Consider the following 12,314-nt stretch of genomic DNA (forward strand, 5'->3'; position numbering starts at 1 on the left):
AGATGATGTCATATTTATTTACAATAATTCCGTTTCTTTTGGTCATCATACTTGCCATTTTATTGCCGGTAATTTTACTGGCATCCTATAGACATTTTATGTTTGGGGCTACACTGATTATTGGCATTTGGTTGGTTCAAGCCATTATGATGCAAGTGGGATATATTCAGTTGGGCTTGCAAATATATTATACAGATTTTGTTCTGCTAATTATTGGTGCCATTGCAGGGTTGCGTTTCTTGCTAGCGGATGATTATCCCAAGCGGCACTGGGCGTGGACTGTATTTGCTGTGGTTTTGGTGATTAGTATGGTGCTTGGTTTAGCTAGTTTTGGCACGCAGGCAGGGGTCCAGGCAAGAAATTATTACTATTTTTTGGCTGCTGGATTGTATGCAATGAGTTTTCCAATGGATGACGTGCGCATTAAGAAATTGCTGCGTCTATTAGGTGTGGTCGCAATTTTTCTGGTGATTCTCTGTATATATAGATGGACCGTTTATTACACTCCTATCACAGCACTTTTGCCTCCTGGAGGGGCGTATAATGTTGATGGAGCAATTCGGGTTGTACGCTCTATGGAGGCGTTATTGCTTGTTGAGATGCTAGTGGTGGGGTTGTTCTTTTATAAATTGATTCAATGGTTGCGCTTTTGGACTCCAATGTTGTTTGGTGCTGTGGTGACATTGCAGCATAGGTCAGTCTGGTTGGCTGGTATTGTTGGTGTTTTATGTAGCTTTGCGATTGGTAGATCGGCACGCTCAAGTCGCCCAATTCAAATTCTGCTGATTGTATCTATTGCTGTCATGACTGCGTTACCTATGGTTTTTAGTGATAAGTTATCGGGAGTGGCTAATCAAATAGGTAGTTCTGCTCAGCGTGCACTTGCAGGTAAAGATACAACAGCTGAGCGAATGTCAAGTTGGAAAGAAATTATCAAGAAATGGGCAGGTGCTGGACCTAAATCAATTTTGATTGGGCAAAGCTTTGGTGCTGATATGTCTCGAGATGTCGGAGGATTGGGGAAGGTAAGAAAAATTGATTATCAAGCACATAATATGTATGTGCAGACACTTTTCAATACAGGTCTATTGGGACTGGGTGCACTGCTAATAATAATATTCTATGTTATTAGAGGATTGTATAAACTAGCTCAGTCTGAAGGAGATAATCCTGTTGCTGAGGTGCTGTTGGTCCTGGTGCTAATGCAGACTGCGTATTATGTTCCCTATGGAGTTGATTTTCTCCAGAGTTTTATCTTTGGTGTGGCTTTTGCTTATTTGGCAACTAGAAAAAATAGTGATTTGGGTAGATCTGATGTAGTAAGAAAAAAAGCTGATACAGCTCTATATGTTTACAGATATATAAGAGAGTGAGGTTGAGAGTGAAAACCACATTAAGTGTAATAGTAAGTTTTTTTCTGTTAACTATGTTGATTGGGGCTGTTAGTGGGGCGACTTTCTCTGCTCCTGCTCAGACGAAGCCTTCTCCAATATCTAATTCAAAGCCTACTTCTAGCACTTCTGTTACTAGCTCTCAGAGTCAAGATGCTAATAAAAATAACAAAACAACAAAAGTGCCTGATGATGGGACATCTTCAACTGTAATTAAAAATGAGGGGCTGGAGCCTGTGTTTTTTGGAGCTCACATGCATCGTATTGTGTTGAGAAGTAATGAGACGCAAGCTTATGTCCCTACTCAGTGGCCGTCATCAAACGTTAAGATTGGAAGCCTACGCCTCTGGGATTCTACTACCAGATGGGCCGATATTGCTCCTAAAGCTGGTGTATGGAATTTTGATAGGCTTGACGCATATGTGGCGAAAGCTCAAGCGAATGGGGCGGAGATTTTATATACATTAGGATCCACTCCTCAGTGGGCATCTGCTAGGCCATATGAAGTATGTCCGTATGGTTTTGGGTGTTCGGCTGAACCGGTTAGGCTTGCTCATTGGGAGGAGTATGTACGACGTGTTGTTACTCGATATAAAGGTCGCATAAAAGCTTATGAAATATGGAACGAGCCTAAGTTCTCTGATATTCCTAGAGATCGTGGAGCCCATGCATTTTTCACGGGCAGTGTAAAGGATATGGTTGCTTTGGCGAGTTCAGCATACAAAATTATTAAGGAGATAGATCCCGACGCTTTGGTTCTGACTCCTGGGTTTACTAATGGTGCTGATAGATTAGATATGTATCTTAAGGCTGGGGGCGTTTCTTATGTAGACGGTATCACGTATCATTTTTACGCTAGTTCTGCCAAAGAAATGTTCTCTCATATACATCAGGTACGGCAGGTGATGGAAAATAACGGTGTAAGTCATTTACCGCTTTGGAATACTGAGGATGGAGTATTTTTAAAACTGGAAGGCCCTCAAACAATGGCTGGTGAGAAGGCTACTATTTCCGAGGTTACTGCTTTGGCCGCTCAACATTTTATTATTTCTGCAGCGTCAAATATTCAGCGGTTATATTATTACGCTTGGGATAATATTAATTCAGGTATGGTTAATCCTCAAGGAGGTCCCATGCCTCTATTTAATATTATGGTTCAAATGCAATCTTGGTTAATGGGTACAAAGGTCGCAGAATGTACTAATCTTGCAGCTAGCACCTATGCATGTGAGGCTGTGCAGAATGGGCAAAGTTATATTTTTGCATGGTCTGATAGGCCGGGGGGATATAAACTGACGCTGCCGACGGGATTCTTTGCTGTTGGAATGCAGTCGGCAGACTTGAGTGTCGCACCTATTACTATTCCAAAAACGAATATATTGAATGTCTCGCTTTCAGCAATGCCAGTGCGTATTAGATTGGAAACACAATAGTAATTGATAGGTAGCTGCTTGCTTCTTTCGAGCTCAGAGTAGCTGCTCAGAAAAGTGTGTAGGATGAGTGAAAAAATAAAAATATGTGCTTTGTTGACTTGCTTTAATCGGCGTGAGTCGACGATTAGTTGTTTGGATGCACTGTGCGTAGCCGCTAGACAGGCTAAGGTGGAAATTCAAGCTGTGCTGGTAGACGATGCTAGCAATGATGGTACTGCTGATGCAGTGAGTGCAAAGTTTGCCTGGGTGGAGGTGTTCCGTACTAGTGGCGACTTATTTTGGGCTAGAGGTATGGCCCAGGCACAAGCTTTGGCCCGCAAGTACAGGCCGGATTTTTATCTATGGATCAACGATGATACCCATGTTGTGCCTGATGCTTTGCAGAGACTGCTAGCAAGCTATCAGGTTGCGGCTAGCGCTAATCCCATTATCGTGGTCGGTTCTACAATAGATCAGAAAACCAAAGCATGTACCTATGGGGGGTTGTATGCTCCCCATAGGTACAAGATTTTCAATTTCCGTCGCCTCATCGGACATACAGTCGAGACTGAGTGCGATGCAATGAATGGTAATTTCGTGCTTGTTCCTAGCGCAATTGTGGAGACAATTGGCGGTATAGACCCTATATTTGCTCATGGCATGGGTGATATCGATTATGCCATGAGGGCGCGAGAGGCTGGATTCAAGGTCATCTCTGCGCCAGGGTGGCATGGATATTGCTCAAATAATTCTGCTCAGGGCACCTATAGCGACACGACCTTACCCCTGCTGGTGAGATGGAAGAAAATGTTGAGCCGCAAGGGTTTGCCGGTAAAATCATGGCTGACATTGACATCCCGTCATGGCGGCCTGTTTTGGCCCATATATTTCTTGTGGCCTTATGCGCGATTTTGGTGCGCAGGCATTCTCGGCCAGCTATTCAGTAAAAAATAATCTATACCGCTTTTAGAGCATGCAAAAGAACATACTGGTTGTGCAGCGTAGACTAACGCATTATCGAATTCCATTCTTTGAAGCAGTCAAGAAGGAACTCGAGCAGCGTGGCTATCGTTTTAGCCTAGCATATGGCGATCCAACGTTCGAGGAAAGGGAGAAACAGGACTCTGGTGATCTTGCTTGGGCTGAAAGGCTGGATACTCGATATTTTCTGGGAGGGCGCATATGTTGGCAGCCTTTCTGGAAACAGATGAGAGTCGCGGATGTGATTGTTGTCACTGCAGAGAATAAGTTGGTGTTCAATTTGTATGCTCAGTATTTTTATCGTAAGGCAAGAGTAGCGCTCTGGGGCCATGGGGCTAATTTGCAGGGTAACCCTAGCAGTTGGAGGGAGCGTTTCAAGCGATTAGTGGCAAAGCAAGCTGATTGGTGGTTCGGCTATACGGCCATGAGTTTGCCTTTGATCGAAAAGACGGGTTTCCCCTGCGAACGTGTCACTATTTTGAATAATGCAGTCGATACCACTGAGCTTGGTTTTTTATACCAGAGTCTGACTGCTGAGGAGCTAGGTGTTCTTCGATCATCGCTGGGGCTGCAAGGAGGGAAGGTCGGGATATATGTCGGCTCTCTTTACCGTGAGAAAATGATTCCTTTGTTACTCAGTGCGGCTAAACGTATCCGAGAAAAGGTTACTGATTTTGAGTTGATCATTGTTGGGGCAGGCCCGGAAAAGCCCCTTGTGGAAGAGTTTTGCCAGCAGCATGAATGGGCTCATTACCTCGGGGTACGTAAAGGCAGAGATAAGGTGGCAGTGCTGGCGCTTGCCAATGTCATGCTGAATCCCGGGCTGGTCGGGCTGGGTATTTTAGATTCTTTTGTCTGCGCTGTTCCTATTGTGACTACTGATTGTGGCTTGCATAGTCCTGAGGTTGCCTATCTTGAGCATGATGGCAATGGCCTGATGGTTAAGTCTGGGGAAGATGCCTATGTAGAGGCAGTTTCTGCTTTATTGCAAGATACGCCGCGTTTGTCGGCCCTTGTAGCTGGGTGTCGCAAAAGTGCAGAATTGTTTACTGTTGAGAATATGGCAAAGAATTTTGCCGATGGAGCGATTGCGAGTTTGGAAGCGCTGCCATTCAGAAAAGTGCTATGAAAGAAAAGGTGCTGGTTGTTCATAATGCATATCAGCACAAGGGTGGTGAAGACACCGTTGTTGAGTCTGAATGCCAGATGCTCAGGAAATTTGGGCATGATGTGGAAGTGTATACGAGACACAATGATAATATTGCTCTCTTGGGCAATGCGCGTTTAGTGAAGCAGACATTGTGGTCTTCAACATCATCGTCAGATATCGCTGAGGTGATCCGCAGGTTTCATCCAGATGTCATTCATGTCCACAATACTTTCCCTCTGATCTCCCCATCAATCTATTGGCGGGCTGCGGAGAGCGGTATTCCCGTGGTGCAGACGTTGCATAATTTTCGTCTCATGTGCCCACAGGCTATGTTTCTACGGGATGGAGACGTGTGCGAGGATTGTCTGGGGCATGTACCTTGGCGAGGTGTGATGCGTAAGTGTTATCGTGAGTCCATGGTGCAGAGTGCTGTATTGGGGGCGATGGTGACATTGCACAGGGGGATGGGGACATGGCGTAATAAAATCACTCGTTATATTGCGCTCAATGATTTTTGCAGGAACAAGTTTATTCAAGGAGGTTTGCCCGCTTCTAAGATAGTCATCAAACCCAATTTTGTGGATTTCGATGCACCGCCCTCAGTGCTGCGACAGGGTTTCTTGTTTGTAGGTAGGCTGTCGAAAGAAAAAGGGGTCAGCACGCTGGTTTCGGCGATGGCATCGATGCCGGCAGAGGTCAGTGTCAATGTGGCAGGGACTGGACCAGAGCAATCCCTGATAGAGGGACGACAAAATGTCATTGCTCTTGGAGCCCTAAGTACCGAGCAGGTTAGGCAAAAGATGAGCTCAGCTTTAGCTTTGGTGTTACCCAGTATCTGGTACGAGAATTTTCCGCGCACACTGGTTGAAGCATTTGCTTGCGGCCTGCCCGTCATTGCGAGCCGGATTGGAGCTTTGGCAGAATTGGTGGAGGATGGGGTCACAGGGTTGTTGTTTGATCCAGGAGATGCAGAAGATCTCGCTGCGAAATTGCGTTGGGCAGTTGATAATCGCGATGCCATGGCAGCAATGGGCAAAAGTGCCAGATTATTGTATGAGCGTGAGTTCACTATAGAGCGCAACTATAACCAGCTTGTCACCATTTATAAAGAAGCAATTGCCGAAACATCTGGAGTGTATCAATGAGCATTGAGCGGGAAATAATTCAAATCTTGGATGCGAATATAGACGTGCTTGCTTGGGATCAGGCTGTTTCTCGTATTTCGCAATGGGCACAGCAGCACCAGAGTGCTTACGTGTGCATCTGCAATGTGCATTCCGTTGTGTCTGCTACTCAGGAGCCTGCCTTTGCCGCTATTATCAATCAGGCCGATATGGCAACGCCTGATGGTGCTCCAGTTGCGTGGATGATGCGTCGCAAGGGCCAAATTGTACAGGAGCGTATCAATGGGCCCGATCTAATGTGGAAATACTGCGCCCATGCCCAAGCAACTGGAGAGTCCATTTTTCTATTCGGCGGCATGCAATCCACTTTGGATATCTTGCAGATCAAGTTGAAAGCTACCTTCCCTGCCCTTAAGGTGGCAGGTGCGTATTCGCCGCCTTTTCGGCCTCTATCTGAAGAAGAAGATGCTGATATCGTCCAGCGTATAAATGTCTCTGGCGCAGGCACTGTTTGGGTAAGCCTTGGCTGCCCAAAGCAAGAGCGCTGGATGACTGAACACCGTGGCCGCATCAATGCTGTCATGATTGGGGTCGGGGCGGCGTTTGACTACCACGCCGGTACGATCACTCGTGCGCCGCTGTGGATGCAGCAGAGAGGACTGGAATGGCTACATCGCCTCTGTTCGGAGCCTAGGAGGTTATGGCGTCGTTATTTTGTGACCAATACTCTGTTCATTGTGCTGGCAGCCAAGTCCTTGTTACTTGGTAATAAAAACTAGAGTCGATCCCTATGAAAAAGCAGCATTTTGCACGAGAGCAGTTTCTTTCTCTGGTGGATACCATGCCACTGGTCTCTGTGGATTTTATCGTTGAGCAGCATGGCAAGATTCTTCTTGGCAAGAGAAATAATCGTCCTGCGCAGGGTTGCTGGTTTGTTCCCGGCGGCAGGATTTTCAAGGGCGAAAAGATTGTCGATGCCATGGTCAGGATACTGGACAAGGAGTTATCGCTGGGCACTTTGTTGACCGAGGCTAAGGTGACGCCGGAGTTTCAGGGGGTCTACCAACATTTCTACGGTGATTGTTTTGCGGGCGATATTGGTGTCTCGACCCACTATATTGTCCTTGGTCATCGCTTGCATTTGGACGGGGATATCAATCTACAGTCGCACGATGATCAACATGGTGAACTGGCATGGTGGAGTGTGGACGAATTGCTGGGGACGACAGAAGTTCATCAGTATACAAAAGATTATTTCTTGAAATGAATTGATGGTTCATGCTGTGATGCATGAAAGGCTGGTTATGGGCCCCAAGCATAAAATAATTTGAAAGGGATGTGTATTGTGAAAATTGCAATTGCAGGTACTGGATATGTAGGCTTGTCGATAGGAGTGCTCTTGGCCCAGAAACATGAGGTCGTGGCGCTGGACATTCTGCCAGAGAAGGTGGATATGCTTAATCGCCGTGTTTCGCCGATTGCTGACCCGGAAATCGAGAGCTACCTGCAGAACAAAACATTGAATTTTCGTGCCACCCTGGACAAGGCCGATGCCTACCGAGATGCGGATTATGTCGTGATCGCTACTCCCACGGACTATGACCCTGAAACCAGCTACTTCAATACTGGCTCGGTCGAGGCAGTGGTCAAGGATGTCATGGTGCTTGCGCCCAATGCTACTATGGTGATCAAGTCGACCATCCCTGTTGGCTATACCGAATCGCTGAAGCAGAAGCTGGGTTGTCATAATCTGCTGTTCTCTCCTGAGTTCCTGCGCGAAGGCAAGGCACTGTATGACAACCTCTATCCCTCGCGTATTGTGGTGGGTGAGTTGTCAGAGCGTGCGGAAATATTTGCCAAGCTATTGCAGGCGGGAGCGATCAAGGAAAATGTGCCTATTCTTCTGACAAATAGTTCAGAAGCTGAGGCTATCAAGCTATTTGCTAATACTTATCTTGCAATGCGTGTGGCCTATTTCAACGAACTGGATACTTATGCTGCCAGCCATGGGCTTGATAGTAAGCAGATTATCCAGGGGGTTGGGCTGGATCCGCGGATAGGCTCGCATTACAACAATCCTTCATTTGGCTATGGTGGCTATTGTCTACCCAAAGATACCAAGCAGCTTTTGGCAAATTACAGCAATGTTCCGCAAAACCTGATCAATGCAATCGTGCAGTCCAACAGTACCAGGAAAGATTTCATTGCTGAATGTGTGACGAAGAGGAAGCCTGATGTTGTTGGGATATATCGCTTGATTATGAAGGCAGGGTCAGATAATTTCCGCGCCTCTAGTATTCAAGGAGTGATGAAGCGTATCAAAGCCAAAGGCATTGAAGTCATTGTGTATGAGCCGGTGTTACATGAAGCCGAGTTCTTTAAATCCAGAGTGGTGAATGATCTGGAAGAGTTTAAGCAACTGGCCGATGTCATTGTGTCTAATCGTCTAGTTGAGGAACTCGAGGACGTCAGTGACAAGGTCTTTACGCGGGACTTGTTTGGCAGCGATTAATCACTAATTTCCAATTAACTTTTGATTTGAACAGAGAGGGCCGAATGTCTACCGAGATCGTACCAGTAATTCTATGCGGTGGTTCTGGCACCCGATTGTGGCCACTTTCCAGAGAGAAATATCCCAAGCAACTCTTGTCCCTGGTGGACGGAGATTCACTGTTGCAGGCTACTCTGCGTCGTATGGATGGACAGACACATGCTTCCAGCAATCCGATTGTGGTCTGCAATGAAGAGTATCGCTTTGTCATTGCCGAGCAACTTCGCCAATTGGGCAAGCTGGGGAAGATAGTGCTTGAGCCCGTGGGGCGGAACACTGCACCCGCGTTGACTATCGCCGCACTTGAGGCTGCGCGCGACGGGGCAGATCCCGTATTGCTGGTGATGCCTGCTGACCATGTGATCATTGATACTCAAGCCTTTCAGGAGGTAGTGAATGAGGGGGCAGTGCACGCAACTCAGGGTGCTATTGTGACTTTCGGGATTGTTCCCGATAATCCTGAAACAGGCTATGGCTATATCAAGGTGGGCGATGCGATTACTTCCAGCCAAGTATCTCTCAAGATTGCCCAGTTTGTTGAAAAGCCAGATTTACAGACGGCCAATGCTTATGTTGAGAGTGGTGAGTTTCTCTGGAACAGTGGCTTGTTCATGGTAAAGGCATCCGTGTGGTTGCAAGCCATAGCTCAGTGCCGTCCTGATATCCTCCAGGCCGCGCGTTCATCCTGGGAGGTACATCAGTTGGATGGCGATTTCATTCGCCTCGGCAAGCAGCAGTTTGCCAATTGTCCCAGCGATTCTATAGATTATGCTGTGATGGAACACGTAGCTAATGGAGAGGGCAACTTACCTTCAGGTGTGGTGGTGCCATTGCAGGCCGGCTGGTCGGATGTGGGTGCCTGGGACTCATTCTGGAAAGTGTTGCCACAGGATGATACCGGCAACGCCACGCGTGGAGATGTAATCATTGAAGGGTGTCAAGATGTATTGGCTCTGTCGACCAGCAGATTGCTGGCATGTGTAGGACTACAAAACTTAGCTGTGATAGAAACCCCGGATGCCGTGCTGGTGATTGATAAAAATAAGACTCAGGATGTCAAACGAGTGGTTGAGTTGCTCAAGTTACAGGCTAGGGGTGAGGCACAGTCACACCGGAAGGTGCATCGACCATGGGGATGGTATGACAGTATCGATATGGGCGAGCGTTTTCAGGTAAAGCGCATTGTCGTCAATCCAGGTGCGACTTTGTCGCTGCAAATGCATCATCATCGTGCCGAGCACTGGATCGTGGTGACAGGTACTGCCGAGGTTACCCGTGGAGATGAGGTGTTTCTCGTCTCTGAAAATCAATCCACTTATATTCCATTGGGCGTGACCCATCGCTTGAGTAATCCGGGCAAGCTGCCCCTGGAGATGATAGAAGTGCAGTCTGGAGCTTATCTGGGAGAGGATGATATCGTGCGTTTTGACGATAGCTATGGCCGTAACTAGCTAGCATGGCTCCCACATAATAATGAAATACACAAGATTGGAGCATGATTGATCAACCAGTTCGGGGAGAGAATTGATGATAAAAATGTACTTGAATTCATTTAGTTATTTTCGGGCTGTTGCCATTATGTTTATCGTAGTTGGGCACCTCTCTGGATCAATTATGGGTCCACCTACGCCCCATGTGGCAAACGTTGAGGCTGAACTTGGTTTCAGCATTGTCGCTGCTTCCAGCGCACACCTAGACTTGAAGGCAATCTTGTGGGCGACCATCCGCAACCTCATACTAGGTGGTACCGCGTTGTTCGTATTCATTTCGGGCTTCTTATTCCATCATGTATTCTACAAACGGTTCAAGTACAGTAAGTTTCTCTCTGGAAAGTTCAAAAATGTATTGATTCCATACCTGATCATTTCTCCCTTGGCCATCATTATCTTCATCCACAATGGGACAGTATTAGAGGGGCATGAATTGGGTGTGACGGAGTTCATAGGAAAATATTTATTGCTACTATGGACTGGGCATTTCCTCACGGTGTTCTGGTATATACCTTTTATTATTCTGACCTTCCTGTTGTCGCCGCTGCATTTCAAATTTATCGGCCTTTCCCTTAAGTCGCAGTTTTGGATAGTGGCAGTCTTCTTACTAATTTCCGTATTTTTGCAGCGGCCGGTGCATAATTACTTAGAGTACTTTTCTCCTGTTCAAGCCTTAGTCTATTTCACTCCAGTTTATCTCATCGGCATTATGAGTTCTTTGCATAGGGAGAAGCTTTTTGCCTTATTACAAGGCAAGGAATTATGGCTGATACTGCTGGTGCTCATATTTGCTTTGCTACAGGCTCTGGATGGGCGTACTGGAAATTACCATTCTCCCGCGTTCGAGTTCTCGGGCGTAGACTTGATTATTTTTCAGAAGATTTTTATGAGTCTTTTCTTCATGGTTTTTCTATTTAGGCTGGAGGGCAAGGATATAGGTTGGCTATCCTTAGTAGCAGATACGAGCTTTGCAACATTCTTCTTACACCCTTACCTGATCTTGCCGTTAAGCACCTGAAGTTGGCGTTTGATCTTACTTTACCCTTATGGACTGCGCCACTGGTGGCAGCGCTGATCATTTTCATATGCGTTATGGTAGCCGTGAGCATGAAATGGGTGTTAAAAGCTAATAGTCGATACATTATTGGATATTAAGCGATACAAGAAACAGGGGCTTCCTTTCATCTATCTTGCCGTGGCTTGCAGAGCGAGTGCTCCATATGGCAAACGCCTAGGTGCTCGCGGTGTTATGTGTGGTGGTGCCCGCCTATCCACTTGATAATCCTAACATTGAGGTTTTTTAATTTCCTCGTCCAGTAATCTCGGTAAATCAATTTGCTTCTCTTGTATTGCTTGATCAGGCCAATGGTGATGTCCTGTTGAGCATCAATCACGAACTCGTTCGGGATGATGAACAGTGAGCGGGGGCCGAAGCCTAGGGATGGCGGGGTGACCATACGCCTTTTTTGAAGATGTATGTACATAAACTCATTGCGCGCAACTTGGTCGTTGTCTATCCAGTACCGATAAAGCTTCCCGTTTTTGTCATGAACAGTCCAAACAAAGAGTTGAGCCCTAGTGGTATTGTGCTGGTCTGAATTAACGATGAACTGGTGCTTGGATGCTTTGATGTCGGCAATGATTGCATCATTGACGTACATGGCCCAGTGTCTTTTTTTCCATAGGGTGGAAAGGATTGGCCATTCGTCAAAGCAAAATGGTTTGGCATCGCTGAACACCTCACGGTATGACGGTAGCTCGGGATCCTGAGTGAGAAACCGCCGCGATATATCTGGATTGTTGCGGTAGAGCGAGAAGTGGCCTCTGGGCAAGATACGGTCATACTGTTGCAGGATATCCTCAGTAATGAACTGGCGGATGTCTCCCCATATCAGGTCGATATCGCAATGCCCCCAGAAGTCGTAGGTAATGAGTTCTTCCTGAAAGACTAAACCATAAGCTGGTTTGTAATCACATAGCTTGTAAGCTGAGGTAAGTGTCAAAGGAAAATCAAAGTGGGACTGGATGCGGGCTTTGGTCTGCTCAAAGCTCGTATAGCTGACTTTAACATTTGGTGGGTAGTTATGGGCAGTGCTGTCATCGGTGAATAACAGAAAATCTACCGTGGGGTTGTGGCGACATGACCATAGCCATAGATCGAAGTAATTAGGTAATTTGCCAAAGTAAAGCACAACGAGCGCAATTTTCTTCATGT

The 12,314-nt window shown here is 46.5% G+C and carries 11 protein-coding genes; 10 read left to right on the plus strand and 1 reads right to left on the minus strand.

Annotated features, from left to right (window positions below; all coding sequences use genetic code 11):
• Positions 1-2 precede the first annotated feature (2 nt).
• The 10 genes from V7Z75_RS02665 to V7Z75_RS02710 all read left to right on the plus strand — a co-directional run bounded on the left by V7Z75_RS02665 (position 3) and on the right by V7Z75_RS02710 (position 11,117).
• Positions 3-1,373, plus strand: coding sequence for an O-antigen ligase family protein (locus tag V7Z75_RS02665; protein ID WP_334107016.1), 1,371 nt, complete (start codon positions 3-5; stop codon positions 1,371-1,373).
• 8 nt (positions 1,374-1,381) lie between these two features.
• On the plus strand, positions 1,382-2,824 hold the full coding sequence (locus V7Z75_RS02670; RefSeq protein ID WP_334107017.1) for an endo-1,4-beta-xylanase: 1,443 nt from the start codon (positions 1,382-1,384) through the stop codon (positions 2,822-2,824).
• Positions 2,825-2,887: 63 nt separating this feature from the next.
• Complete coding sequence (locus V7Z75_RS02675) at positions 2,888-3,757, plus strand: glycosyltransferase family 2 protein (protein ID WP_334107019.1); 870 nt, start codon at positions 2,888-2,890, stop codon at positions 3,755-3,757.
• Between the two features lie 19 nt (positions 3,758-3,776).
• A complete protein-coding gene (locus tag V7Z75_RS02680) occupies positions 3,777-4,913 on the plus strand; it encodes a glycosyltransferase family 4 protein (protein WP_334107021.1) in 1,137 nt (378 codons plus the stop codon).
• Entirely contained in the window at positions 4,910-6,079 is a 1,170-nt protein-coding gene (locus tag V7Z75_RS02685; protein WP_334107023.1) for a glycosyltransferase family 4 protein, read from the plus strand. The genes V7Z75_RS02680 and V7Z75_RS02685 overlap by 4 nt, the downstream gene beginning before the upstream one ends.
• Complete coding sequence (locus V7Z75_RS02690; protein ID WP_334107025.1) at positions 6,076-6,837, plus strand: WecB/TagA/CpsF family glycosyltransferase; 762 nt, start codon at positions 6,076-6,078, stop codon at positions 6,835-6,837. Before V7Z75_RS02685 ends, V7Z75_RS02690 begins: the two co-directional genes overlap by 4 nt.
• An 11-nt stretch (positions 6,838-6,848) precedes the next feature.
• Entirely contained in the window at positions 6,849-7,325 is a 477-nt protein-coding gene (locus V7Z75_RS02695; protein ID WP_334107027.1) for a GDP-mannose mannosyl hydrolase, read from the plus strand.
• Positions 7,326-7,403: 78 nt separating this feature from the next.
• On the plus strand, positions 7,404-8,570 hold the full coding sequence (locus V7Z75_RS02700) for a nucleotide sugar dehydrogenase (protein ID WP_334107028.1): 1,167 nt from the start codon (positions 7,404-7,406) through the stop codon (positions 8,568-8,570).
• A 44-nt stretch (positions 8,571-8,614) separates the two neighbouring features.
• The gene (locus V7Z75_RS02705) at positions 8,615-10,060 is read left to right on the plus strand and encodes a mannose-1-phosphate guanylyltransferase/mannose-6-phosphate isomerase (RefSeq protein WP_334107029.1); all 1,446 of its coding nucleotides are present in this window, start codon (positions 8,615-8,617) and stop codon (positions 10,058-10,060) included.
• 76 nt (positions 10,061-10,136) lie between these two features.
• Positions 10,137-11,117 carry an acyltransferase family protein gene (locus V7Z75_RS02710; RefSeq protein WP_334107031.1) on the plus strand — a complete coding sequence of 327 codons (981 nt, stop codon included), beginning with the start codon at positions 10,137-10,139 and terminating at the stop codon, positions 11,115-11,117.
• Positions 11,118-11,346: 229 nt separating this feature from the next.
• On the opposite strand, the gene V7Z75_RS02715 is transcribed toward V7Z75_RS02710, so the two are convergent.
• Positions 11,347-12,312: a DUF6625 family protein gene (locus tag V7Z75_RS02715; protein ID WP_334107033.1), complete on the minus strand. Its 966-nt coding sequence runs from the start codon at positions 12,310-12,312 to the stop codon at positions 11,347-11,349.
• Positions 12,313-12,314 lie beyond the last annotated feature (2 nt).

The sequence above is a fragment of the Methylobacillus sp. genome, assembly GCF_036844465.1.
Taxonomy (GTDB): Bacteria; Pseudomonadota; Gammaproteobacteria; order Burkholderiales; family Methylophilaceae; genus Methylobacillus.